This window comes from Bacillus sp. COPE52, assembly GCF_003355115.1.
GTDB lineage: Bacteria > Bacillota > Bacilli > Bacillales > Bacillaceae_G > Bacillus_A > Bacillus_A toyonensis.
Genome location: NZ_CP031292.1, coordinates 817771 through 841873, shown reverse-complemented (window position 1 = coordinate 841873; position 24103 = coordinate 817771). Strand labels below are relative to the sequence as shown.

Sequence of the window (24103 nt, the reverse complement as noted above, 5' to 3'; positions counted from 1 at the left end):
AGACGCTCAAGTTAGCGTCTCTTTTTTATTTCATATTTACAACTGTTCTTCCTTTTAACTTTCCTTGCAATATGAGCGAAAACTTCTCATCTAATTTTTCTAATGTACATTCTTCTGTATAAGATAATAGTTCTAAGTTTTTCCACTCTGTCGCTAACAATGCCCACACTTCTCTTCTCATATCTACTGGACATTGTACGGAATCTATTCCTACAAGGCTAATACCTCGCAAAATAAACGGATATACTGTTGTGTGTAATTCATGCCCTGCCACATTACCACATGTCGTTACACAACCGGCATATCGTACCAATTTCAATGCTGTTTCTAACATCTTTCCGCCCACAGTATCGATAACCCCGGCGTATATTCCTTTAAGCATTGGCCTTCCTGATTCATCACTCAACTCTTCACGCTGAATTACCTTCTTTGCTCCTAAACGTAGTAACATCTCTTCTTCTTCCAATTTCCCTGTTGCTCCGACTACGTTATATCCTAACTTACTTAAAATACTAACCGCTACACTACCTACACCGCCCGTAGCACCCGTTACTAAAACATCTCCCATATTAGGCATAATTCCTGCTCCAATGAGCTTATATACCGATAGTGCAGCTGTAAAACCAGCTGTCCCATACATCATACTTTCCTTCAAAGACATTCCTTCTGGTAAAGAAACAATCCAAGATGATGGCACGCGAATATATTCTCCGAATCCACCAGACGTATTCATACCTAAATCATACCCCGTTACAATAACTTGATCCCCTACCTTAAAGGAACCATCTTCACTACTCACAACTTCTCCTGCAGCATCGATTCCTGGCGTATGAGGATATATTCTCGTTACACCTTTATTACCAGTAGCTGAAAGCGCATCTTTATAATTTAATGAAGAGTAATGAACTCGTATTAGCACATCTCCTTCAGGTAAACGATTGATTTCTCTCTCGACAAGCTTTCTTTCAAATTGATTATTTTCTTTTTCTTTCACGACGATTGCTCGGAATGATGTATGACCCATTATGCTCTCTCCTTCATCCGTAAAATTCTTCTTTATTATATAGAAGAAATAAGTAGTACTACCAATTTCTTATTGGCTATATTTCAACAAATCTTACTTCTCTCTCACTTTCTCACAATATATATTTTCATTTCTACTAAAAAAACATATACTTATCCTACATCTGAAAAATAACATATAGAAAATCTGACTTTTTATAAATAAATTGAATTTTTACGAAATGTAAATGATTTGTAATGTTTTTTTTCGTCAAATTTCATTATAATAAGTGGATGTGAGTGTCGTATTTCAATCCAAATGAAGGAGTACAAGAAATGGAGCAAAACCCATCTTTGCAAGAAAATACACGCAATAAACCGAAAAAAAGTAAGAAAAAAACAAAAATTATTATAAGCGTCATTCTATTCTTTTTAATAGTAGGAGGCGGTTATACGTGGTTTTTAGTAAATAAAGCATCTTCTGCTGTTCGAAATGCCGCACATGATTTAGCACGCGGTGATAAATCTGATTTACGTGATAAAGCTGTAAAACCTATTACGAACAATGTCTCTGTCTTAATAATGGGTGTTGATGAAAGCGATGTCCGAGGAAAAGAATATGGTGAAGCTATAAGAACAGATGCGCTGTTGCTTGCAACTTTTAATAAAGACAGCAAAACTGTTAAACTATTAAGTATTCCACGTGACACATATACTTACATTCCAGTAGAAAAGAAAAAAGATAAAATTACACACGCTCATGCATTCGGTTCTGCTAAAAACGGTAAAAAGGGTGGACCACAAGCAAGTATCGATGCAGTTGAAAGATTAATGAATGTTCCTGTCGATTACTTTGTAAAATTTAACTTTAAATCATTTATAAAAATTGTCGATGATTTAGGCGGCATTGAAGTCGATGTACCTGTTGAATTTTCAGAACAAGATAGTAATGATAATGCCGATGCAATTCACCTGAAAAAAGGTGTCCAAAAGTTAAATGGCGAAGAGGCTCTTGCTCTTGCTAGAACGCGACACATCGATAGTGATGCAATGCGTGGGCAACGTCAACAACTCGTTATTGAAGCTATTTTAAAGAAAATAACAAACGTTGGATCTGTAACAAAAGTTGGCAACATCATTGATGATATTAACGGACAATTCGTTACAAACTTAACATTCGATGATATGCTTTCATTCTATAAATATGGCGCAGATTCTTCAGTTGAAAAGTTACAAATTCAAGGTGATGACTGCTATATGGAAAAAGGTGATGATACATGTAGCAAATCTGCTGGTGGCGGTCGAACATATTACTACAATCCAGATAAAAAAGCACTAGCAAATGTTACGAACGAACTTCGTACTCACCTTGGATTACCTGCCTATACAAAAACTGACTTTGATTCGAAAAAAACAGATTCAGAGAAAACGAAAGACACTAACTCTGAGAGAACAAAAGACACTAACTCTGAGAGAACAAAAGACACTGACTCTGAGAGAACAAAAGACACTAACTCTGAGAGAACAAAAGACACTAACTCTGAGAGAATAAAAGACACTAACTCTGAGAGAATAAAAGACACTGACTCTGAGAGAATAAAAGACACTGACTCTGAAAATACAAACAAACGTGAGTCAAGTAACAACAACCATAATGATAATAACAATGAAGATATAAAAACATCATCTAATAACAATGAATAAAAAGAAACCGTACTCTATGGAGGTAGAGTGCGGCTTCTTTTTTTAAACATAAAAAATCAGAACTTTCCAACTATCTTTTTTAATATTTTTAAATTATAATAAATAATAGTAATCTATTCCAATTATCAGGGGGCTCATACATATGAAAGCTGCAGTAAAACATAACATTTCAGATTTTAAAGACTACTTAAAATCCAACGATATATACATGGAAGAAAATATAGATGAAAATGATGGTTCGGTGCATTTTTCAGTAGGATTAGAAACAGAAGCTGGCGCAAAAATTCAACTTATCGCTGCTTTCGAAAATGAAAATCCGACTGTGGATATATACTGCTTCAATGTTGCTCACGTACCTGACGAAACATCAACAAATGACATTTTACATGTCATCAATGAATTAAACACATCTTACCGATTTGCAAAATTCACACTAAATAAGCAAAATGCAATTGATATTTCAACATCTCTTGCATTCTCAGAACCAAACTTTAATCCGGCACTTGTTTTTGAGCATACGAGAATGCTGTATAAATTAGCGAACGACGAATATAAAAACTTAATGAAAGTTATTTGGGCATAAAGTAAAACTATAATCAGTGACGTTTTACTACCCACAAAACAAAAGGATGGGCTGCAAGCAGCACCATCCTTTTACTTCGATATCATATCAACCCACATTTTAACAGCAGTTCCTACAATTAAAGTGGACAATACATATTGCAGTACTTTTTGATTTAGCCTCTTCCCGACTCGTGCTCCAAGTGGCGCAGCAAATATACTTGCAACCGCAATAATTAGAGCTGGAATGATAACTACTTGCCCAGTAATCACTTTTCCTGTAGTAATCCCTATTGAGGAAATAAACGTAATAGCGATAGATGTTGCGATCGTCATGCGCAGTGGTAATTTTAAAATAACTAGCATAATGGGAACTAAAAGGAACGAACCTCCAGCTCCTATAATGCCTGAAGCTCCCCCTACAACGAACGCTAACAAGCTCGCTAACCATTTATTATACTTCACGTCTCCACTATTGTTTTGTTTCGGTACAAACATCATAATAGCTGCAATTGTAGCTAATGCTGCATAAACAACATTCACTGTATGTTCCTCTAATATGTTAGCACCGAAACTCCCTATGAAGCTTCCTAGTAATATACTAGCTCCCATATACATAACTAACGTTTTATTCATGTCATTACTTTTTCGGTATGCCCACGCACCTGCAAAAGTTGCAAAGAATACTTGTACCGCTGTAATACCGCTCACCTCATGTGCAGTATAACCAGTAAACCCTAGCAATACTGGAATGTATAAGATCATCGGATAATTAATAATCGCGCCGCCAATCCCAACCATTCCTGATATAAACGATCCTATAAACCCAATTATAAAAAGTAATACGACTAAGCTCACCTTACATCCCCCGCCTTCTTAAAAGAAGGTGATTTAAATGAATAAGTTTACATTCCCATCCGAAGCATCTGCTAAATATGCTCCTACCCCAGCAAACTCTACCCCTTCCATAATCTCTTCCTCTTTTAACCCTAATAAATCTACTGTCATTTGACAAGCTACAAGTTTAATTCCTTGTTCTTTTGCCAAATCAATTAAATCCGGCAAAGGCATTGCGTTATGTTTTTTCATAATGCCTTTAATCATCTTCGGCCCCATGCCAGCAAAATTCATTTTTGATAATCCCATCTTATCGGCACCGCGCGGCATCATCTTCCCAAATACTTTCTCTATAAAAGTCTTCTTTACTTTCACATGCTCATCTTTTCTAAGAGCATTCAACCCCCAAAAAGTATGAAATATAGTCACTTCTTGATCATAAGCCGCTGCACCATTTGCAATAATATAGGCAGCCATCGCTTTATCATAATCTCCGCTAAATAACACGATTGTCGTTTTCTTCTGTTGTTCCATGTTGTTCCTCCTCTAAATTACCTATAGGGGTATTTAATTGTTTATAAAAAGGCTCAAATCTTTTATCTCTATGCTATATGACTTTACCTTCCCAAGCTAACATACCTCCTACCATATTGATCGCTTGAAAACCGTAACCTTCTAAAAATTGAACTGCTCTTGCACTTCTTCCTCCCGAGCGACAAACGATAATGTATTCATTATTTTTATCAAGCTCCTGTATTCGAAACTCTAGTAAGCCTAACCTAATATGAAGCACGCCTGGAATTTTCCCTTCCCTCACTTCTTCCACTTCACGAACATCAATTACATGTATCTCTTCATTTCGTAACAATCTTTCCTCTACTTCTCTCGCTGTAATTTCTTTCATCTTAATATTCCTTTCCTTACAAAGCGTTCATACCACCTGAAACATTTATAATGCGCTGAAATCCTAATTTCTTTAATACTTTTGCTGCTTGCTTACTTCTCATCCCGCTCTGACAAATAACGATTACTTCCTTATTCTTATTTAATTGATTTGCCTTACTAACTAACTCATTTAGCGGGATATTCTGAAAGCCCTTCATATGGTTCCCTCTATATTCGCCTACTGTACGAACATCGATAAAGTACTTCCCCTGTTTTCCCACTATACTTTTTAATTCTTTTCCATTTATATTTTGAACACCTTTCACCGGTAAGAACCGTGAAATAACAAACCATGCAGCCAATACAACGAAAAGCGTACTTACTATTGTGTTCATATAACTCCCCCTCTACATTTATAAAATTATTTCTTTACTACGCCTTCTTAATCCAAAACTTTAGTACATCGCTTTCTTCTGCATGCTTTACGATGTCATGACCAGTTTTGTTTGCCCACGCTGGAATATCCTTAATTGACCCTTTATCCGTTACATGTACTTCTAACACTTCGCCCGATTGTAAAGTATCCATCGCTCTTTTCGTTCTTACAATTGGCATTGGACATGCTAAATCTTTCGCATCTAAAACTTGTTTTATATTCATCATCTATTCCTCCAATTTGTTATTAATTATGAACTGCACAGCGGTTTGGACCAATCTCCATTTCACGTTCTTCTTCCACACTCGGATGAATTTTCCCCATATTCGTTTGACGAATTTCTTGATAAGCATTCGGCTGAGGTGGTAGATTCTCCGTTACAATTTTGCGAAATTCATTCTCATCTTTCATATTTAATCCTGCATTCACTTCAAACAATTGTTTTAAATTAGCACTCACAACCCCATTTTCATCCATTTCACTTATTTTTGAATAATGAGCTGGTAAAACAATTAACTCTTGAGATAATTCCTTATAGCGCTTATATAATGTATTTCGTAAATCGCTCACCCAATCTTCAGCCTTACCAGCAAGATCTGGACGCCCGATTGAATCTACAAATAAAATATCGCCCGATAATAAATAGGAATTATCTACAATAAATGATGTACTCCCAATCGTATGCCCCGGTGAGTATAGCGCATCAATTTCGATTTTGGTACCCCCCACCGTAATAACAGATCCTTCTACAAGTGGTTCGTATAAGAAAACGACTTCCTCCGCATCTTTTGGAGGTAACCAATACGTACCACCTACTTTTTCAGCTAACTTACGACCGCCAGAAATATGGTCTGCATGTAAATGTGTATCCATTACATTCGTAATAGTAACTCCATGCTCTTTCGCAAACTTCTCATATGATTCAATCGTTCTTACTGCATCAATAACTGCTGCTTCACCGTTAGAAACGACCATATAAGATAAACAGCCTTTTCCAAGACGATTAAATTGATATATACTCCCTCCGCCCTGTACATCTCCTACTTTGAGCGGCTTTACATATTCACTCCAAGCTTTCATCCCACCAGCTAAATAGGAAACATCGTTGAAGTCAGCATCCAACAATTGCTCCGCGACAAACTGCGAAGAACCTTCTTTCGCACATACGACTAAAATCTCTTTCTCTCTCGGTAATTCATCTACAATATGGTCTACACCATCTAACAAGTCAAAATAAGGTTTATTAATAGAAGATACTTGTTTCCCTTCAATTTTCCAATCTTCATAATCCGTCTCATTACGAACATCTAAAATAAACAACTCTCCGAATAAAACTTTCTCTGCAACATCTTTTGCTTGTAACATCTTAATGCCCATTTAATTACCCCCATAGGTATATTTTCGTTTTAAAAATTTTATTTCTCCACATTTCCTTGCCACCCTAACATACCAGGAATGACATTTTTCACATTTGAAAAACCTTTCTCTTTCAACATTTGGCAAGCTACATCACTGCGGTTACCAGTTCGGCAAACAACATAAATTTGCTTCGTCTGATCTAACGATGTACTGTCTAGTTCACCTAGTGGCACCGAAATAGCAGATGGAATATGACCAAAAGCAAATTCTGCTGCTTCACGAACATCTAATACAATGCACTCTTCTCCGTGAGATAATATATCCTGTAATTCCGCATTCGTAATTGTATGAGGATATTTCACAACTTCATTCACTTCATGTTCATGCGCTTTCCTCACATAATGCATCAATATAGCACCCTCGTGTTTCGTCCCGATATATTGATGCCCTATTTTATTCGCCCAACTTTGTATATCTACCGTAGATCCTTTATCTGTTGCCTCAATTTCAATCACTTGCCCTGATGCCAATCCTTCCATCGCCTTCTTCGTCTTTACAATAGGCATCGGACAAGCCAAACCTTTACAATCTAAACTCATATCCACTTTTATACTCATTATCGATTCCTCCATATTCTATATACATATACCTGTAGGGGTATATTAAAACGTTTTTGAAAATCTGTCAACACTTATGTTTGACAGATTATCGGCTTTTTACAAGTAATTGAACGGCTTCTTTAATTAACTCTTCATTTGAACCATTGCCACTTTCAAACTGTTCACGCAAACATTGCTCTAAATTTGTTCCAACAACTAATCCAATTGTACGATCTAATGCAGAACGAGATGCCGTTAACTGTGTAATAACCTCTCGGCAATCTTTTCCTTCTTCCATCATACGAAGCACACCGCGCACTTGGCCTTCAATACGTTTTAATCTATTTTTCATATCTTGATTGTATTCCACTGTAGACCACCTCCGTAATTATAGCTATATTATATATTACTTTATAACCTTGTATAACATCATATACCCTTTAGGGTATATTGTAAAGGGGGATGTTTGTTTCTCAACCTTCTAGCGGTTAAGTGGTCTACTCTACCTTATTCCTTATAAACTCTTTGTAAAAAGATAATCCATATCGCCACCTAACGCTGCAGCTGTATCACCAGTTTCTCTAAAATCATGTGTATAAATTTTCTCAAATGAACCGAAATCTACTTGCTTATAAAATTCAAAACAAGGGAATCCATCATGCTCTCCTTGAATATCAATACTACCATCCTGTTTCACACATACATTTAATACATAATCCACAGGAGGTGCATACACATTTAACGGATTACTAGCGCTTGCACTCATTTTGAATTGCACACCGTCAGAACTCCATACAATATGAGTACACACAATATTTTCAGTACTCGCTTTTCCTGTTCTTTTATTCACAGAACCGTCTGGATTTGTAACCTTCTCTGTCGTAATACCCGTATTTGCATATGAAAACACTTCTTCTTTATAGAAATCAACTACTACCTCTTGCTCAACTCTAGAGCGCATAGTATTTACCGTATGTGGTGTAAATTCACGTGAATCACCTTCAAATTGGATTACTTTTCCTGTTTCCATATCCTTCTTAGCTTCCGTCCAAGACATTGGAATAAATACACTCGCTCTAATTTTTACGATATGAATCATAAGATACACCTCTATAATTTTATTTTAGATACTGCATAATATCGAGTAAAACAGACCACAATATCGCTCCATAATAAATAGCTTTCTCTTTTACGCTTACTACTTCCTTCTGAAAAATAGCGCTATATTTACAGCTAGATTATCGTTTTAAAGCTATATTCCATCTCTCCAGCTAGTGCTGCTGGGGTATCATCCGTTTTTCTGAAATCATGTGTGTATATGAATTCAAACGAACCAAAATCTACTTGTTTATAAAATTCATAGCAAGGGAAACCATCATGTAAACCTTCAACGTGCACAGCGCCACGTTCATTAACTCGTATAGTCAAAAAATAATCAGCTGCAGGTGCTGCCGCATTTAACGGATTGCTTGCACTTGCTCTCATTTCAAACGAAACTTCATCTTCACTCCATACAATATTTGTACATACAATGTTTTCTGTACTTGTTTCTCCTTTTTGATACTCAATTGAGCCATCTGGATTTGTAATTTTCACAGTGACGATACAAGCATCTGCATATGTGAAAATTTCTCTTTTATAAAAATCAATATTCACTTCTTGTTCTAATCTTGAACGCTTTGTATTCACAGCGTATGGTGTAAACTCACGTGCATCTCCAGCATATTCAAAAACTCTTCCCGTTGCAGGATCCTGAATAGGTTTCAGCGAAGCATACGGTGCAAATACACTCCCTCTAATTTTAACGATATTAACCATGTGAAACCTCCATCGATTCTATATTATATAAATCATTATTTGTTCTACCAACATAATATAGTCAATTTGATTGACTGTATTATGTATAGTACAATAAGCATTACATATAGTCAACTTAATTGACTACAAGTGCGGAGGTTATATATATGGATCAAACATTTAACGAGTTAGATCTTACATCGCTTTTATCATTATCATTTAGCACATTAATTACTGAGCTACATGACAAATTAAGTGAATTAGGATTTGAAGATATTAGGCCAGCACATGGTTTTATGTTCAAACGCATCCTCCCTAATGGGGCAACTGGTATAGAACTAGCTGAATATTTAGGGGTTTCCAAACAAGCTGTAAGTAAAATGGTGGATTCTCTTGAGAATAGTGGCTACGTTACACGTAAAACACACCCTACTGATAAAAGGGGTAAAATCATTGTTTTAACCGAACGTGGTTTAGCAGTAATGAAGGCAAAAGAAGAAATAGTAGCTGAAATAGAGCAGCGATGGATTGAAAACATAGGTACAGAACGAATGCAAATGCTAAAAGAAGATTTGACAACATTCGTTACTAAAGAAAATACAGAGAAATTATCATCAAATATACGACCTGTCTGGTAAACAAAAAACGAATCCATTTTGATTCATCTTCTTCAAAATGGATTCGTTTTTCTATAGCTGTATTAAAAATCATGAATTTCTTTAAATTTTATTCTACTGAATATATTTTTTACGCGTTATATAATTCCATAACTCTCTTCACAACCAACTCCGCAGTATTCTCCTCCGGTGGCATCAATAAATTCGTAACCGGTCCATACACAACAGGGCTTAATTCCACTTCATACCCACCATATGAGAATTCTTCCTTCGTTGGTAAATAACCAATATATCCATTCATATATCCACCAAAGAAAGCTAATTCATTTTGAAGAATCTCTTTCATTTCTAGGGCATTTTCTGAAAAAGGTTCCATCGGTATGCCAGAGAAAATCCCATCATTAACTTGAAACAGTTGCACTTCTAAATCAATACTTAACCGCCGCATACCTTGCTCATATTTCTCTAAAACGATAGCAAGCCATTCATCCGCATTCACACCCCACTGCTTCTCAGCTAGTTGGGCCATTTTTTGTATCTCATCAATTTCAGGAATATCCTTCAACTTCATTTGCATAGTACTTGAAACTGTCCTTACATTTACAATTGGGCTATATGTAACTGTTGGCAACATCGTTAATACATGTCCACTAAGCATGTAAGCCATTTGGTTTAATGCTTCCCTTGAACCGCGATACTTCGCATTCACATTTCCAGCAGCACCTTGAACAATAATAACTGGGCAGTTTACTATTTTCTCAAGAAGCTCTCTCGTCATCCCCGGATAATCTGCTGACAATACATCACTATCACCTTTTAAAACGTTCGGATGGGCAGTACAAAATATTACAACTCCAGATAACTCCTTCGTTTCAACATCTCTTATTGCTAACATCCCAATTCGCTTATCTACAACACCCTCTATATTCGTTCCCATCTTCGCTTTTCCATCAGATGTTCTCTCTCTTCGGTTTACTCCAATATTACCTGTCGTAACACTCCATCCAACTTCACATAGCTTCAAATTGTTATTCGCAGTAACAGCACCGTGTACTACATTATTTTACTAAAAGCGTTTTATACGACTGTACTAGCGGATCATCACCGACCGTTTCTGGACCGGAATGCGTATGAGTATAAACAACCGTTATTCGCTCAAATGGCACATGAAGCCTACTTGCTACTTGCTCACGAATAAAATTCGTATCTTCTACTAACATCCCAATATTATCAATACTTATAAACACCGTTTTTATTACATCTTTTTCAAATACAAAGATTGTCCCGTAAATACGCTCCTCAATATTATTAATTCCTGTATCTCTATGGTATCCAATAAAATCGATACCTAAAGGTGGCGTAATATCTACCTTACATACCCCTACTTGGCTCATTTGAATCGCTCCATTTCTCTATGTAACTCCCTTTCTTCAAGAATAGCATATTTAACTTTGCTCCAAATAAAAAGAACGGACATAGCATGCTATGTCCGTTCTTTCCATCACACATACTTCCGATGCACCATCTTCCCATCATAAGAAAACACAACGCCCTTACTCTCCACAATCGACTCCATATGCACCGTTCTTCCCCACAGCTGATGAAGATATGGTAATACCTTTTCTAAGTATTTTAAATCGAGCTCGATTCCTTCGTAACTATGTTTAATGTATAATTCTCCGTTCTTTAAGTAGTCTCCATCTTCTACTACTAAGTACGGGAATCCACCATTTGTCCGCATATTTACGAGTTGATCACGTACATGTTCCCATTCTTTATCAATTACTTTATATTCTTTTCCTTGGCGCTGGAATAAGTACATATCTTCTCGCATAACAAGATTTTTATTTAAGTAGTTTCTTAGGAACGATACGTCCCATTCAATTTCGCGTACTTCAAACATTTTCTCTCGACCAGAACCAGGCTTCACACCACGCCTTTTCATTTCTTCTGTCGGGTTGTTGTAGCGTTCTTCAATATCTTCAAACATTTTAATACCGAGGTAGTATGGATTAATGCTTGTTTTTGATGGCTGAACGACACCTGCATTTAATTTCGCAAATTCGATTGCTTCATCAGATGTTAAGTCCATTTCACGCAGTATACGTTGATGCCAGTAGGAAGCCCAGCCCTCGTTCATGATCTTCGTTTCAAGCTGTGGCCAGAAATATAACATTTCCTCACGCATCATCGTTAATATGTCTCGCTGCCAATCTTCAAGCTCACGGCTATATTCTTCAATAAAGAGTAGTAAATCTTTCTCTGGTTGGGGTGGAATCTTCTTCTTTTTGCGTATATTCGATCGTTCCCTCTTTTTATTTCGATCATCTAAATTCCATAAATCATCGTATTGTGATGCTTTTTTCTTTTCCACTTCTTCCTCTTCTAAATCATCAATACTCCATGCAAGTTTCGGACGCATAAGCGACGGATCAATATGCTCTTGAATGGCAAGTACGGCATCTAAAAATGTTTCTACCTCTGCCTTTCCGTACTTATGCTCATACGCTTTCACACGGTCCGCTGTTGCCGCCATACTCTCTACCATATCCCGCTTCGTATTTGAAAAACGAATATTATTTTTGAAGAAGTCACAGTGTGCTAAAACGTGCGCTACGATTAATTTGTTTTGGATTAAAGAGTTCGTATCTAATAAAAAGGCGTAACATGGATCAGAGTTAATAACGAGTTCGTATATTTTACTAAGTCCTAAATCGTATTGTAATTTCATTCTGAAAAATTGCTTCCCAAAACTCCAATGTGAAAACCTCGTCGGCATCCCATATGCACCAAATGTATAAATAATTTCCGCTGGGCATATTTCATAACGCATCGGATAAAAATCAAGCCCAAATCCAGTCGCAATTTCCGTAATTTCCGCAATCGCATATTGCAGTGCTTTATCGTCACTTGCTCTCATTATTTTCCCTCCTTACACTTTCCCTTAAGAAAGTGTATGATGGGGAACAAGCTTTCATGAGGATTGATTGCATAATAAAAAGACACCCTCGTAAAAACGAGAATGTCTCATCTATTAATCTTCAATAATCTCCATCTTCTCCGTAATCGGTGTACGAGCTTTTCCTTCTGGCGCTTTTTCGAAATAACCAATATGAAGAATTCCAACGATACGTTGGCCTCTTGTTAAACCGATTCCTTCTATAAATAATGGATTATAGTTTAATCCACCTGATTTCCAAACACAGCCTAAGCCGCGTTCCCAAGCAAGCAATTGGAAATTTTGCATAAATGCGCATGTTGCAGCGTAATCTTCGTCACGCTGAATTTGACGCGGATCTTCATTCATATATACAACGATTTGTGCAGGTGTGCTTAAGAAACGATCAGATAAAATTTTACCGCGTTTCGCTCTTTCTTCTTCTGTGAAAGAGTTTAATACCGCATCTACTAGTTTCTTACGGCCGTCCCCAATGTATAATTTACAATTCCATGGCTCACGGTGTTTATGATTTGGTGCCCATGTTGCATCGTTTAATAGTTCAATTAATAATTCTTTGTCTACTGCTTTATCTGTAAATGTACGAACAGATCGTCTTTCTTTAATAACATTTGCGATGGAAGTATATGTAGTCATATTTTTCTCTCCCTTATTTTTCATCTATATGTATAAGTTTGTTATTGATATTGATTTTCAATTTCGATTATAACCTAGTTTTTCACTATTAATCAATGTTTTATGTTGGAAAACATATAAAAAACTTCTTTTTCTACTGTGAATAAAAAAACTTAGCTTGTTCACAAGTTTTTCACATTTTATGGAAATGATATGTGTAAAGTTTTCCACATTATCCATCTAGGAGGAGTTTACATGTACAAAAAAATCGCAGTAAGTATGACTATGGCCGCATTATTATGCGGGGTATCTACCTTCCCTGCTTCTGCTACCACGCCAAAGGAAGTTGCAATGCATCATCATAAACCTATTTCAGAAGAAGAAATGCAATCGCTCGAAAAACTCGGCTATAATAAACATGAAATTTGGAAAGCTGCCCACATTGCAAGAATCAGCAAAAAAGAAACTAAGGACGTTTTGGCTTACTATAAGCAAAATAAATCTTGGGAGAAAACCGCACAACATTTCGGTGTAGATCCAAGTAAGCTTAAAAAGCATCATATGAATAAGGAAACAAAAAAAGCATTACTGCAACAATTAGCAACGATGCAAAAATCCACACCAGATGGACTAAAACAAAAAATGAAAGAATATAATATCGGCTTACGTCAGCTCACGGTATTAACAATCATCTCTCAAAAAAGTAATACCCCTCTTGATGATGTACTAAAAATGAAAAAAGATGGTATGGATATTAAACAAATCGCGGAAAAATTAAATGTTAAAAGAGAAGATATACGAGCAGAGATGATTAAATTAGTGAAGTCTATTAAAGAGAAGCAAACAAATTAACACGCAAAAAAGGAAGAGGTATTCACTGCTCTTCCTTTTCTTTATGAACTTTCAACTTTGAAGTATAAATTCCCGTCTTTCCCAAAAACTAACATAAACAAATGATGTAGTAAGGGGTGAGAAATTGTTTCGTTTATCGTCTAAAAAGAAGAAAAAAACAATCTGTTCCATTCCAGATTTTATCCAAACTATGAAAGAATCTAGTGATTTCGTTTCTTATAACATCGTAGAAGATGGGACGCTATGTTTGTTTTATTATAAATCTACAGCTGAATCACTCCTCATTAATCGATTCATTTTAACACCTATAAAAAGAGAATTGGATCACATTGAAACTATAAATGATATAGCAAATATCGTCACACTCGAAGGGATTATTACCAACCCTTCTATTGATGATATTCGTGAAAAATTATTAGTTGGGTATGTACTCATACAGCTTAAAAACGATTCTCAAACAGCAGAATATGTACTTATTCGTGCTGAAAGTTCAGTTTTAGGTACACGATTATATAACGATACCGAAAATGAATATAGTGTAATCGGTCCAAAAGTCGGATTTGTTGAAAATATTGATACAAATACACACTTACTTCGCCGAAATATAGTAACAGAGCAATTAGTTTTCAAAGAAGTTATAGTTGGCTCTATATCAAAAACAAAGGTTATAGTTGCTTACATCGAAGGCATTACAAATGAACAACACATCAATACTGCAATGCAGCGCTTACAAGACGTTGACTTTGATGTTCCTTTTGATGCAACTATGATTGAACAGTTTATTAGCGATAATAGTAACTCACCCTTCCCTGTTTTACTACCTACAGAGCGGCTAGACCGCTCTGTGTACGCATTACTGAATGGAGGCGTTGTTATTTTAACAGACGGTTCACCATACGCATTAGCTGGACCAGCGACGTTACTTGATTTCTTCGTCTCGCCAGAAGATTATTATTTACCATGGATAGCAGGCTCATTTCTTCGAATGGTTCGCTTTTTCGGAGCAGCATTCTCGCTATTTTCATCAGCTATTTATACAGCTGTATTAACGTATCACTATCAAATGATTCCTGCGGATTTACTAGGTCCGATTATTTTTTCAAGAGCTAATGTACCCTTTCCGCCCATTTTAGAAGCACTTTTTTTAGAAATCACAATCGAATTGCTCCGTGAAGCTGGAGCACGCTTACCTACAAAAGTTGGACAAACAATCGGCATCGTTGGCGGGATTGTAATTGGCCAAGCATCTGTTCAAGCTGCTTTAACGAGTAACATTTTATTAATTGCAGTTGCTTTATCAGCACTCGCTTCTTTTACAACACCAACTGTAAAAATGTCTTCTACTATCCGGATACTACGATTTCCACTTATCCTTTTAGCTGGTGCATTTGGGGGCTTAGGTCTCATTGTAGGATTCGTACTCATATTAGCTCATTTAATTCGCTTAAAATCACTTGGATCACCTTATTTATTACCTCTATATCCATTTCGCGGTTTAGGGACAGCAGAAGGACTCCTTCGTTTGCCGTTTAGTCAAACTGCTGGACGTGCCTCTTTTCTGAGACCAAAAAAGAAATGGCGCTATGACCCAAACAAAGCGAAAGAAAAACGTGACGGTGAAGAGAAATGAAAAATATTTTATTATGCTTTTCCATTATCATTTTAATTGTTCAATCTGGTTGTACAGAAGCACATATAGTTGATACACAGCGAATGATTCACGTAGGTGGATTCGATATAATAAAAGATAAAAAATTTCGCGGAACCATTTTATATCCCGATTACACAAAGGGCGTACAATCTAAACCAGAAACTCAATCAACTCATGCAGGTACAATTGAAACAATCTCTCCCCTTCTAAACGCCAAATCTCCACATACGATCGCTGTAGGTCAAATGCGTGTTGTCCTATTTGGGAAAGCATTTGGTGAACATGGACTTGGAGATGTTATTAACAACTTACAACGTGATCCTAACATTGGCCGTGATGTGCAGCTAGCACTTGTAGATGGTTCAGCAGAAGAATTACTGAAACATGTCAAAACAAATGGATCACTTTATCTATCTGATTTACTGGAGCAAAATATAAAAAACGAGACAATCCCGCGGACAGCTTTAAATATTTTTTTATATAACTTCTATTCATCTGGATGCGATCCATTTCTTCCTTACATTCAAGTATCAGAAGACAAATCTGCTTCCATTAAAGGACTTGCTTTTTTAAAAAAGGATAAAGTGGTTATGTACACCGATAAAAAAGAATCTTTTTTATTAAAATTACTTATTAATCCAACGAAAAATGGTCGCTACGAAGTTCCAATACGTCAAGGTAAGCATAAAGGATTGATCGCTACTCAAAACTTATCTGGAAAAAGTGTTTGTTCTCTTTCGCAAAACGGTGATATTCCGAAAGTTAACATTCACTTAAAATTAAATGGACTCGTAAAAAATGCTCCCAGCTGGCTTGATTTATCAAAGAGTAAAAATGTAACTTACGTAAAAAGACATGTAGAAAAAACACTTGAGAAGGATTTAAACGAATTAATAAAACAATTCCAAGAAAATAAAATCGATCCAATTGGTATACGTGAAGAAATTCGTAGTCATTCAAGAACATGGAACATAAAACAAATTCAAGAAATGTACCCTAATGTAGACGTTGCTGTTCATGTGCAAATCAATGTCGTGCAATCTGGTATCGGAGAATAGTGGAGGTGCTATAATGGCTGAACAAGATAAAACACATACTGTTTCCCCTTATTTCACATTCCTTCTATTACACTCCCTTCAAATTGGAGTAGGTGTGTTAGGGTACCAAAGGATTATTGCGCAATTTGCCGGTTATGATGCTTGGATTTCTCTTATTATCGCTGGTATTGCAACTCACATCGTGTTATTTTGTATGCTGAAAATGTTAGAAAAAGATAATGATTTAATGAATATTCATACGACATGTTTCGGAAAGTGGATTGGAACATTTTTTTCCGTATGCTTTGCTGCATACCTTCTATTATTTTGCCTTACTGTTCTTCGTTCATATATTGAAGTCATTCAAGTTTGGGTCTTTCCTACAATTAAACCGTGGAAATTAACTTTACTATTTTTACTTGTAACTTATTACATAATTAGAGGCGGCTTTCGTTCTGTGACAGGAATATGCTTTTGGGGCGTCATAATCCCGATTTTCGTACTATTTTTCTTAGTTTTCCCAATGAAATACGCACATGTCCGTAACATTTTCCCAATTCTCGCTCATTCACCTTTAGACATTTTAACTTCAGCGAAAGCATCTGCATTAGAGTTTCTTGGATTTGAAGCAATCCTTATCTTTTATCCATTTATAAAAAAAGGAAAATCGTTAAATAAATGGGCACATAGCGGTATTGCTTTTACAACCATTCTATACGTAATATTAGCGATTGTGTCCATTATGTACTATAGCCAAGGGCAACTACATCATACAATTTGGCCAACATTAACGATGCTAAAAATCATTAAAGTTCCTTTTATCCAAAGGTTTGAGTATATTATTATTTTCTTATGGTATCTTATTATTTTACCTAATCTTTGTTTAACGATCTGGTCTTCTTGTTGCATTACTAAGAAATCTTTTCGCATACCATTTAACATTACACTGCCATTTTTTATCGCAACTATATTTATTTCATCCTTGTATTTCACAAACCGCGAAAGTATCAATACATTGAATACAGTACTGTCTCAAGCTGGTTTATATATTGTATACGCTTATATCCCAATCTTATTTCTATTCCATTCATTGCGGTGGCGCTTCAAAAATAAGTCGAAAGAATCTTCACCCGACACACCATGATATTTGATACAATTTGATTAATACATGTGTAAAGGGGACAAGCGTATGAAGAAATATGTATTTTCTTTACTTGCAGTACTGAGTTTAATTCTTGCTGGATGCGGAGCTACTAGTACAAATGAAAAAAAATCATCTGAATCAAAAGAAGAGCATGACCATGCATCGCACACGCAGCAAGCTGACATTCAAGAAAAAACAAAAGGAGTCGACACACTTCCGGCCTTCCTAGACAAGCTTGATCCACAAATGAAAGACATTTACACTGTCGCTGGACAAAATGCAGAGCTATTAGATTGGATTCCATGTTACTGCGGTTGCGGTGAAAGTGTAGGACATAAAAACAATAAAAATTGCTTTATTCGTGAAATTAAGAAGAATGGTGAAGTTGTTTGGGATTCCCATGCAACGACTTGCGTCAATTGCCTAGAAATCGCAGTTGAATCGGCTGCGATGAAACAAAAAGGAAAATCAACGCTTGAAATTCGTAACTATATTGACAATAAATACAAAGAAGGCTATGGCAAACCAACACCTACGCCAATGCCAAAAGCTTAAAAAACGAGGAAATACCTCGTTTTTTTCATTCACTTTTTTTCTTAACAAATTCTTTCAAGTGTATTTCTCCTTACTTATCACACACTATATATAACTCTCGGTAAGGAGGGTACACAGTGCAAACATATAACGACTATGATAAAGCTCTCTATTACACGTATTGCTGTAATTGGGATAAATTACTCGTTCTCATGGTTCAGACGAACGATCAATTATTTTCTAAGCGTATTGAGCATTTTTTACATGCTTATCAATACAGTAAAGAACTACCAGAAGTTGATAAACAATTGCAGCTCCTATTTCAATATATTGACCACGCATCTCAAAAGTCACATGTAGAAGAAGTAGAGCAAATTCAAATGTAAAATATAGCGCTATTCTCTTTATGAGAATGGCGCTTTTTAAAATGTTGATATCAATAAATGTTTCTCCTTATAAAACTTTTATTGATAAACATATTTTTTCTTTCTTTTCCCTACTACTTCATACTATAATTTAGTATGTAACTATTATAAGTGAGGTATAAAATATGGGACGAGAAAAAAAGCAAGAATATGCTTTACTTACTGCATGGGGAGCTTCATTTATTGCTACATTAGGAAGTCTATACTTTTCCGAAATCATGAAATTTGAGCCTTGTGTCCTTTGTTGGTATCAGCGTATTTTTATGTATCCATTTGTTTTATGGCTTGGTATCGCTGTAGTAAAGAAAGACTATCGCATTGCAAGTTATTCTTTACCAATCGCAAGTATTGGTGCTTGTATTTCTTTATATCACTATGCAATTCAAAAAATTGCAGCATTTTCAGCTGCTGGGGCAGCTTGCGGCCGCGTACCTTGTACGGGAGAATACATAAACTGGTTCGGCTTTGTGACCATCCCGTTTTTAGCACTTATCGGCTTTATCACAATCGCTGTTTGTAGCTTTATCGTAATCAAAAACAAATAAGGAGATGAAAGAATGAAAAAAATGCTTATATTTGGCGGTATTATTATTGCCTTGTTTGCAGCAATTTTCGCTGTCACACAAATGGAAGAAAAAAATGCTTCAACTAGCCAAAAAATTGATAATGCTACTGGTAGTCAAACAGATGGTGCTGACTACTACACAAATAAAATCTCTCTTTCAGATCTCCAAAAGAATTTAAAAGAGAAAAAAGAAGAAACAGTATACTTTTATCAAACATCTTGCGTTCATTGCCAAAAATTATCTCCTGTCGTAGTACCGATGGCTAAAGACTTGAATGTTGATATGAAAGTTATGGATATTGAAAAATTAGATGCTCCTTGGGATGAATATAAAATTCAAGGTACACCAACAATCATTCATTTTAAAGATGGTAAAGAAGTGAGCCGTATTAGCGGCGAACAATCGAAAGACAAATTAAAAGAATGGCTTGAGCAAACGAAGAAATAACGAGAAAAGGAAACTCCTTCTACACATGAAATGGGCGTAAAACCTCACACTAATGTATAAGGAGGGGGTTTTATGCCAGAAGTAAAATGCTCTGTTTCCAATTGCTCATTTTGGGGACAAGGTAACTTTTGTCAAGCAAGTGCTATCATCGTTCAGCCTGATGTAGATGAAGCTGGTCAAACTGAAAATGATTCGTATACAAGCGCGGTTTTAACAAACGAGACGCTAGAAAGCTCTGTAGCAACGAGTGTAGAAACTTGTTGCCATACATTTAAACCAAAATATTAAACATAAAAAGCATACGATGAATCGTATGCTTTTTTACATTCCCCTCCAAAAATCATGCATGATAAAAAAGTACAAAATAACGAGGACAACCGTCCCACATAGGGTAATGCGCCTATATATACTCTTTTCTCCTTCCCTTGCTTTTACAAAAGCCCAAATAAATCCGAAGAACAATATTAAATCAACATATGGAACATAAAAGGAAAAGACGAGAAACGCATACAAATACACAATGAATAAACAGGTCGTTACTAAGAAAACTTTAAATGCAAATTCGCTTTTCATAATGTAACCGCCCCCTATCTGTATTGTATTATATTCAGCAAAATACAATAGTTGCAGTTAAACTCCAAGTAGAAATAAGCTACCGTCTATAAAACGGTAGCTATTACGGAACATTGTATTTCCGTTTATATATATTACTTAAAGTCGAAGTAGGAATTTGCTCGTAACGAATTTTTTCTCCTGTTTCATCTACAATATATAAATTGTTTCCTATATAATATATTCCATTTTTTCGTTTTGAGTACACCGTATATCTTTCATTCGGCAATACCGTTTTTACTTTTGTTAACTGCCCATTCGGTTCTTGCCAATATATATCCGCGCGATCTACTAACGTAAGTATTCCAATTTGCTCTTCTTCTACTTTACGACCATTCCAGCTCACAACACGATAACCAAGTGTATTTGCCTCATATTCCGGACTCGTATGAAAACGAGAAATGATTACTTTTGTTTGTAACTGTACTCGGTCATATAACCATTTTATATCCTTGTCATGCATGCGAATACAACCATTTGATTCCCTACTTCCAATCGTCCATTCCCGATTTGTCCCGTGAATCGCATATTCCTTTTTATCTAGTCCAAGCCACCTCGTACCGAGAGGATTGTTTGGTGCACCACCACGTATCTTTTTTCGATGGTATTCTTTATTTTTATATTTAGTTATAATACAAAAATTACCTTCTGGCGTAGGTGTACGATCTCTTCCAGTCGTTATCGGAAACGTTCTCGTATAGTTTCCTTCTTCAAAGAAAGACAGCTGATTCGTCGTAAGATTAACTAATATTAAATGATCTGTATTAGCAAAAACGCTAGCTGGTAGGCAGAAAAATAGGATTACGATAAACAATACTTTTTTCATCTAAATCCTCCCTAGCACTAACATCATAATAAATGCAATTAGCTTTACTTTGCTCTTATAAATGAAAACTATCCATTTACGATAACGCCTCCGTTTACATGTATCATTTGCCCCGTAACATAAGATGAATCGTCAGATGCTAAGTATACGTATGCTGGTGCTAATTCATATGGCTGACCAGGTCTTTGCATCGGAACATTGCTTCCAAACTGTGACACTTTCTTCTCATCAAAGCTCGATGGAATAAGAGGTGTCCAAATCGGGCCTGGCGCAACACCATTTACACGAATTCCTTTTTGCACTAACGATTGAGAGAGAGATCTTGTAAAAGCAACGATAGCTCCTTTCGTTGCAGAATAATCAATTAAAGTTTCATTTCCTTCATATGCAACGATAGACGCCGTATTTATAATGACATCCCCTTGTTTGAAGTGAGAAAGTGCTGCTTTCGTAACGTGAAAATAAGAAAAAATATTAATACGGAATGTTTTTTCTAACTGTTCTGCTGTAATATATTCTAGTCCTTGCTGCGGATATTGCTGTGCGACGTTATTCACAACAATATTTAAACCACCTAACTGCGAAACAGTCTCTTCCACAATATCTTTACAATGTTGTTCATTACTTAAATCTCCCGGTAGTAATACACACTTTACACCTTCTTTTTCAACACGTTGTTTCGTCTCATTCGCATCCTCCTCCTCATCTAAATAAGCAATTGCAATATTTGCACCCTCTTTTGCAAAAGCGATGGAAACAGCTCGTCCAATCCCACTATCTCCCCCTGTAATTAACACATTCTTCCCCTTTAACTTTTCACTTCCCTTATAATTGGGCTCTTCAAACTGCGGAAGTGGATTCATTAATGATTCAATACCAGGCTGTTTATTTTGATGTTGGGCTGGCATTGTTAAAAAGCTTTTTTGCTGTGGCATAACTTCCTTCAGCTCCTTTTCCTTATCATGTGCACAATAAAAAACTACAATTCACACATAGTTTTACGATTAATATTCGAATTTAAGACACAAAATATGAATTGTTGTAAACTTTTTATACAAAACTATTGCAAAATAGTTAAAAAACGAATATTATATATAACTGTTGTGAAAATTATTCGTAAACAGAAAGGATGTTTATATGTTTAACCTTTCAAAACATAAAACTTCTATTAAAACTGAAATTATGGCAGGTATTATTACCTTCTTAACAATGGCATATATCATTGTCGTAAACCCTGTCATCCTTGGGGATGCAGGTGTTCCATTTGAACAAGCATTTACAGCAACAATTATCGCTGCTGTTGTCGGAACATTATTTATGGCGATCTTTACAAACTTACCAATCGCAATTGCACCAGGTATGGGATTAAATGCTTACTTCTCTTACTCTGTTGTAAAAGCTCATGAAGGCATGACTTTCGCAATTGCATTCTCTGCTGTATTCGTAGCAGGTATGATTTTAATTTTGTTATCATTCACATCTTTCCGTACAAAATTAATGGAAGCCATTCCTGAAAACTTAAAACACGCAATTACTGCTGGTATCGGACTATTTATCGCCTTTATCGGTTTACGTTTAACAGGTATCGTTACAAAAAACGATGCAAACTTAGTTGGACTTGGTGATCTTCACTCTGCTCCAGTTTTACTAGCATTAGCTGGACTTGGAATTACAATTGTCCTTATGTCTTTAAATGTAAATGGTGCGCTATTTATCGGCATGCTATTAACTGGTCTTATCGCTTTCTTCACAGGACAATTAACGTTCTCAAACGGTGTTACATCAATGCCTGGATTACCAGAAGGAATTATCGTATCAAATCCAATTACTGCTGTATCTGATGTAATTAACTACGGATTATACGGCGTTGTATTCTCATTCTTCCTTGTTACACTATTCGATACAACAGGTACACTACTTGGCGTTGCGCAACAAGGTGGATTTATGAAAGACGGAAAGCTTCCAAAAGCAGGACGAGCTCTTCTATCTGACTCATTCTCAGCAACAATCGGTTCTATGTTCGGAACAACACCATCAACAGCTTACATTGAATCTTCTGCTGGTGTTGCAGCTGGTGGCCGTACTGGTTTAACAACAGTTACAGTAGCTGTTCTATTCGCATTAGCAGCTTTCTTTGGACCATTAGTGAGCGCTGTATCTGGTGTATCAGCTATTACTGCACCATCACTAATTATCGTTGGTAGTCTTATGATGGGTTCAGTTCGCCACATCGATTGGGATTCATTTGATGAAGCATTCCCAGCATTCTTAGTAATCTTAAGCATGCCACTTACATCAAGTATCGCAACAGGTATCGCACTTGGATTTATTTCATACCCACTTATGAAAGTGGCAAAAGGTAAATTCCGTTCTGTTCACCCACTTGTGTATGTATTCGGAATCTTGTTCGCTTATCAATTGATATTCTTACCACATTAAAATCCCTCTTTCTGAGGGATTTTTTATTTTCAAAAAACATTTGACAACTGTACAGAATCATGGAATAATTCAAAATAGTTAAATATTTGATGTCTTATCAAGAGCAGGTGGAGGGATGAGCCCTACGAAGCCCGGCAACCGACCCATTTATGGGCACGGTGCTAATTCTTACAACACGTTGTGTTGAAAGATAAGAGTA

At 36.1% G+C, this 24103-nt stretch carries 29 protein-coding genes, 1 pseudogene and 1 riboswitch; of the genes and pseudogenes, 13 read left to right on the top strand and 17 right to left on the bottom strand.

Translation table 11 applies throughout. The annotated features are described in order from the left end of the window. Nucleotides 1-25 precede the first annotated feature (25 nt). The gene (locus DPQ31_RS04135; protein ID WP_315969887.1) at nt 26-1090 is read right to left on the bottom strand and encodes a YhdH/YhfP family quinone oxidoreductase; all 1065 of its coding nucleotides are present in this window, start codon (nt 1088-1090) and stop codon (nt 26-28) included. Nucleotides 1091-1338: 248 nt separating this feature from the next. Here DPQ31_RS04135 and DPQ31_RS04130 point away from each other — a divergent pair, with 248 nt between their 5' ends. Together DPQ31_RS04130 and DPQ31_RS04125 are read left to right on the top strand one after the other, a co-directional pair. Next, nucleotides 1339-2706, top strand: coding sequence for an LCP family protein (locus DPQ31_RS04130; protein ID WP_208731567.1), 1368 nt, complete (start codon nt 1339-1341; stop codon nt 2704-2706). 142 nt (nt 2707-2848) lie between these two features. Beyond that, on the top strand, nt 2849-3289 hold the full coding sequence (locus tag DPQ31_RS04125) for a hypothetical protein (protein WP_000642358.1): 441 nt from the start codon (nt 2849-2851) through the stop codon (nt 3287-3289). A gap of 71 nt (nt 3290-3360) precedes the next feature. On the opposite strand, the gene DPQ31_RS04120 is transcribed toward DPQ31_RS04125, so the two are convergent. The 10 genes from DPQ31_RS04120 to DPQ31_RS04075 form a co-directional block, all read right to left on the bottom strand. Then, nucleotides 3361-4125 carry a sulfite exporter TauE/SafE family protein gene (locus tag DPQ31_RS04120; protein WP_016107861.1) on the bottom strand — a complete coding sequence of 255 codons (765 nt, stop codon included), beginning with the start codon at nt 4123-4125 and terminating at the stop codon, nt 3361-3363. Between the two features lie 33 nt (nt 4126-4158). Then, on the bottom strand, nt 4159-4638 hold the full coding sequence (locus tag DPQ31_RS04115; protein ID WP_000437728.1) for a DsrE/DsrF/DrsH-like family protein: 480 nt from the start codon (nt 4636-4638) through the stop codon (nt 4159-4161). Nucleotides 4639-4711: 73 nt separating this feature from the next. Next, nucleotides 4712-5008: a rhodanese-like domain-containing protein gene (locus tag DPQ31_RS04110; protein WP_098710681.1), complete on the bottom strand. Its 297-nt coding sequence runs from the start codon at nt 5006-5008 to the stop codon at nt 4712-4714. Between the two features lie 16 nt (nt 5009-5024). After that, nucleotides 5025-5384 (bottom strand): rhodanese-like domain-containing protein, encoded by a 360-nt coding sequence (locus DPQ31_RS04105; protein ID WP_001092541.1) that lies wholly within the window; start codon nt 5382-5384, stop codon nt 5025-5027. A gap of 37 nt (nt 5385-5421) precedes the next feature. Beyond that, nucleotides 5422-5652, bottom strand: a complete 231-nt coding sequence (locus DPQ31_RS04100) for a sulfurtransferase TusA family protein (RefSeq protein WP_002038023.1) — start codon at nt 5650-5652, stop codon at nt 5422-5424. Nucleotides 5653-5671: 19 nt separating this feature from the next. Beyond that, nucleotides 5672-6802 (bottom strand): MBL fold metallo-hydrolase, encoded by a 1131-nt coding sequence (locus tag DPQ31_RS04095; RefSeq protein WP_098912379.1) that lies wholly within the window; start codon nt 6800-6802, stop codon nt 5672-5674. 38 nt (nt 6803-6840) lie between these two features. Next, nucleotides 6841-7416, bottom strand: coding sequence for a sulfurtransferase TusA family protein (locus tag DPQ31_RS04090; protein WP_106081034.1), 576 nt, complete (start codon nt 7414-7416; stop codon nt 6841-6843). A 73-nt stretch (nt 7417-7489) separates the two neighbouring features. Beyond that, the gene (locus DPQ31_RS04085; protein WP_000456206.1) at nt 7490-7753 is read right to left on the bottom strand and encodes a metal-sensitive transcriptional regulator; all 264 of its coding nucleotides are present in this window, start codon (nt 7751-7753) and stop codon (nt 7490-7492) included. A gap of 144 nt (nt 7754-7897) precedes the next feature. After that, nucleotides 7898-8482, bottom strand: coding sequence for a DUF3238 domain-containing protein (locus DPQ31_RS04080; protein WP_097959558.1), 585 nt, complete (start codon nt 8480-8482; stop codon nt 7898-7900). A 134-nt stretch (nt 8483-8616) separates the two neighbouring features. Next, nucleotides 8617-9201 (bottom strand): DUF3238 domain-containing protein, encoded by a 585-nt coding sequence (locus DPQ31_RS04075; protein ID WP_208731566.1) that lies wholly within the window; start codon nt 9199-9201, stop codon nt 8617-8619. A gap of 146 nt (nt 9202-9347) precedes the next feature. Between DPQ31_RS04075 and DPQ31_RS04070 the strand changes: the two genes are divergently transcribed. Next, nucleotides 9348-9818 carry a MarR family winged helix-turn-helix transcriptional regulator gene (locus tag DPQ31_RS04070; RefSeq protein ID WP_000372894.1) on the top strand — a complete coding sequence of 157 codons (471 nt, stop codon included), beginning with the start codon at nt 9348-9350 and terminating at the stop codon, nt 9816-9818. A gap of 109 nt (nt 9819-9927) precedes the next feature. On the opposite strand, the pseudogene DPQ31_RS04065 reads toward DPQ31_RS04070, so the two are convergent. The 3 genes and pseudogenes from DPQ31_RS04065 to DPQ31_RS04055 all read right to left on the bottom strand — a co-directional run bounded on the left by DPQ31_RS04065 (nt 9928) and on the right by DPQ31_RS04055 (nt 13392). Next, nucleotides 9928-11191: pseudogene (locus tag DPQ31_RS04065) on the bottom strand (neutral/alkaline non-lysosomal ceramidase N-terminal domain-containing protein). 107 nt (nt 11192-11298) lie between these two features. Beyond that, entirely contained in the window at nt 11299-12717 is a 1419-nt protein-coding gene (spoVR, locus tag DPQ31_RS04060) for a stage V sporulation protein SpoVR (RefSeq protein ID WP_001202698.1), read from the bottom strand. Between the two features lie 114 nt (nt 12718-12831). Then, nucleotides 12832-13392 carry a nitroreductase family protein gene (locus DPQ31_RS04055; protein ID WP_002093832.1) on the bottom strand — a complete coding sequence of 187 codons (561 nt, stop codon included), beginning with the start codon at nt 13390-13392 and terminating at the stop codon, nt 12832-12834. A 234-nt stretch (nt 13393-13626) separates the two neighbouring features. On the opposite strand from DPQ31_RS04055, the gene DPQ31_RS04050 reads away from it, so the two are divergent. The 9 genes from DPQ31_RS04050 (at nt 13627) to DPQ31_RS04010 (ending at nt 20315) form a co-directional block, all read left to right on the top strand. After that, nucleotides 13627-14223 carry a hypothetical protein gene (locus DPQ31_RS04050; RefSeq protein WP_000276987.1) on the top strand — a complete coding sequence of 199 codons (597 nt, stop codon included), beginning with the start codon at nt 13627-13629 and terminating at the stop codon, nt 14221-14223. A gap of 124 nt (nt 14224-14347) precedes the next feature. Beyond that, the gene (locus DPQ31_RS04045) at nt 14348-15853 is read left to right on the top strand and encodes a spore germination protein (RefSeq protein WP_016107851.1); all 1506 of its coding nucleotides are present in this window, start codon (nt 14348-14350) and stop codon (nt 15851-15853) included. Continuing rightward, complete coding sequence (locus DPQ31_RS04040) at nt 15850-16932, top strand: spore germination protein GerYC (RefSeq protein ID WP_087971095.1); 1083 nt, start codon at nt 15850-15852, stop codon at nt 16930-16932. The genes DPQ31_RS04045 and DPQ31_RS04040 overlap by 4 nt, the downstream gene beginning before the upstream one ends. A gap of 13 nt (nt 16933-16945) precedes the next feature. Then, nucleotides 16946-18055, top strand: a complete 1110-nt coding sequence (locus DPQ31_RS04035) for a GerAB/ArcD/ProY family transporter (protein ID WP_199634330.1) — start codon at nt 16946-16948, stop codon at nt 18053-18055. A gap of 45 nt (nt 18056-18100) precedes the next feature. Beyond that, the gene (locus tag DPQ31_RS04030) at nt 18101-18610 is read left to right on the top strand and encodes a PCYCGC domain-containing protein (RefSeq protein WP_000761015.1); all 510 of its coding nucleotides are present in this window, start codon (nt 18101-18103) and stop codon (nt 18608-18610) included. 116 nt (nt 18611-18726) lie between these two features. Further along, nucleotides 18727-18975: a YhdB family protein gene (locus DPQ31_RS04025; protein ID WP_001195459.1), complete on the top strand. Its 249-nt coding sequence runs from the start codon at nt 18727-18729 to the stop codon at nt 18973-18975. A gap of 164 nt (nt 18976-19139) precedes the next feature. Next, nucleotides 19140-19559 carry a disulfide formation protein C gene (locus tag DPQ31_RS04020; RefSeq protein ID WP_000532269.1) on the top strand — a complete coding sequence of 140 codons (420 nt, stop codon included), beginning with the start codon at nt 19140-19142 and terminating at the stop codon, nt 19557-19559. Between the two features lie 12 nt (nt 19560-19571). Continuing rightward, nucleotides 19572-20027: a thioredoxin family protein gene (locus tag DPQ31_RS04015; RefSeq protein ID WP_000738433.1), complete on the top strand. Its 456-nt coding sequence runs from the start codon at nt 19572-19574 to the stop codon at nt 20025-20027. A gap of 72 nt (nt 20028-20099) precedes the next feature. Continuing rightward, nucleotides 20100-20315, top strand: a complete 216-nt coding sequence (locus DPQ31_RS04010; RefSeq protein WP_098912375.1) for a DUF1540 domain-containing protein — start codon at nt 20100-20102, stop codon at nt 20313-20315. Between the two features lie 33 nt (nt 20316-20348). On the opposite strand, the gene DPQ31_RS04005 is transcribed toward DPQ31_RS04010, so the two are convergent. From DPQ31_RS04005 to DPQ31_RS03995, 3 genes are all read right to left on the bottom strand, one after another. After that, on the bottom strand, nt 20349-20600 hold the full coding sequence (locus DPQ31_RS04005; protein WP_000834196.1) for a hypothetical protein: 252 nt from the start codon (nt 20598-20600) through the stop codon (nt 20349-20351). 103 nt (nt 20601-20703) lie between these two features. Continuing rightward, nucleotides 20704-21465 (bottom strand): L,D-transpeptidase, encoded by a 762-nt coding sequence (locus DPQ31_RS04000; RefSeq protein WP_208731565.1) that lies wholly within the window; start codon nt 21463-21465, stop codon nt 20704-20706. A gap of 68 nt (nt 21466-21533) precedes the next feature. Then, on the bottom strand, nt 21534-22400 hold the full coding sequence (locus DPQ31_RS03995) for an SDR family oxidoreductase (RefSeq protein ID WP_208731564.1): 867 nt from the start codon (nt 22398-22400) through the stop codon (nt 21534-21536). A gap of 202 nt (nt 22401-22602) precedes the next feature. Between DPQ31_RS03995 and DPQ31_RS03990 the strand changes: the two genes are divergently transcribed. Continuing rightward, nucleotides 22603-23904, top strand: a complete 1302-nt coding sequence (locus DPQ31_RS03990; RefSeq protein ID WP_000482720.1) for an NCS2 family permease — start codon at nt 22603-22605, stop codon at nt 23902-23904. A 91-nt stretch (nt 23905-23995) separates the two neighbouring features. After that, nucleotides 23996-24101: riboswitch (SAM riboswitch) on the top strand. Nucleotides 24102-24103: the final 2 nt, after the last annotated feature.

Coding starts and splice junctions, on each gene's coding strand:
- DPQ31_RS04130 (WP_208731567.1), top strand. CDS start 1,339: ATGGAGCAAAACCCATCTTTGCAAGAAAATACACGCAATAAACCGAAA.
- DPQ31_RS04125 (WP_000642358.1), top strand. CDS start 2,849: ATGAAAGCTGCAGTAAAACATAACATTTCAGATTTTAAAGACTACTTA.
- DPQ31_RS04115 (WP_000437728.1), bottom strand. CDS start 4,638: ATGGAACAACAGAAGAAAACGACAATCGTGTTATTTAGCGGAGATTAT.
- DPQ31_RS04110 (WP_098710681.1), bottom strand. CDS start 5,008: ATGAAAGAAATTACAGCGAGAGAAGTAGAGGAAAGATTGTTACGAAAT.
- DPQ31_RS04105 (WP_001092541.1), bottom strand. CDS start 5,384: ATGAACACAATAGTAAGTACGCTTTTCGTTGTATTGGCTGCATGGTTT.
- DPQ31_RS04100 (WP_002038023.1), bottom strand. CDS start 5,652: ATGATGAATATAAAACAAGTTTTAGATGCGAAAGATTTAGCATGTCCA.
- DPQ31_RS04095 (WP_098912379.1), bottom strand. CDS start 6,802: ATGGGCATTAAGATGTTACAAGCAAAAGATGTTGCAGAGAAAGTTTTA.
- DPQ31_RS04090 (WP_106081034.1), bottom strand. CDS start 7,416: ATGGAGGAATCGATAATGAGTATAAAAGTGGATATGAGTTTAGATTGT.
- DPQ31_RS04080 (WP_097959558.1), bottom strand. CDS start 8,482: ATGATTCATATCGTAAAAATTAGAGCGAGTGTATTTATTCCAATGTCT.
- DPQ31_RS04075 (WP_208731566.1), bottom strand. CDS start 9,201: ATGGTTAATATCGTTAAAATTAGAGGGAGTGTATTTGCACCGTATGCT.
- DPQ31_RS04070 (WP_000372894.1), top strand. CDS start 9,348: ATGGATCAAACATTTAACGAGTTAGATCTTACATCGCTTTTATCATTA.
- spoVR (WP_001202698.1), bottom strand. CDS start 12,717: ATGAGAGCAAGTGACGATAAAGCACTGCAATATGCGATTGCGGAAATT.
- DPQ31_RS04055 (WP_002093832.1), bottom strand. CDS start 13,392: ATGACTACATATACTTCCATCGCAAATGTTATTAAAGAAAGACGATCT.
- DPQ31_RS04050 (WP_000276987.1), top strand. CDS start 13,627: ATGTACAAAAAAATCGCAGTAAGTATGACTATGGCCGCATTATTATGC.
- DPQ31_RS04040 (WP_087971095.1), top strand. CDS start 15,850: ATGAAAAATATTTTATTATGCTTTTCCATTATCATTTTAATTGTTCAA.
- DPQ31_RS04035 (WP_199634330.1), top strand. CDS start 16,946: ATGGCTGAACAAGATAAAACACATACTGTTTCCCCTTATTTCACATTC.
- DPQ31_RS04030 (WP_000761015.1), top strand. CDS start 18,101: ATGAAGAAATATGTATTTTCTTTACTTGCAGTACTGAGTTTAATTCTT.
- DPQ31_RS04020 (WP_000532269.1), top strand. CDS start 19,140: ATGGGACGAGAAAAAAAGCAAGAATATGCTTTACTTACTGCATGGGGA.
- DPQ31_RS04015 (WP_000738433.1), top strand. CDS start 19,572: ATGAAAAAAATGCTTATATTTGGCGGTATTATTATTGCCTTGTTTGCA.
- DPQ31_RS04010 (WP_098912375.1), top strand. CDS start 20,100: ATGCCAGAAGTAAAATGCTCTGTTTCCAATTGCTCATTTTGGGGACAA.
- DPQ31_RS04005 (WP_000834196.1), bottom strand. CDS start 20,600: ATGAAAAGCGAATTTGCATTTAAAGTTTTCTTAGTAACGACCTGTTTA.
- DPQ31_RS04000 (WP_208731565.1), bottom strand. CDS start 21,465: ATGAAAAAAGTATTGTTTATCGTAATCCTATTTTTCTGCCTACCAGCT.
- DPQ31_RS03995 (WP_208731564.1), bottom strand. CDS start 22,400: ATGCCACAGCAAAAAAGCTTTTTAACAATGCCAGCCCAACATCAAAAT.
- DPQ31_RS03990 (WP_000482720.1), top strand. CDS start 22,603: ATGTTTAACCTTTCAAAACATAAAACTTCTATTAAAACTGAAATTATG.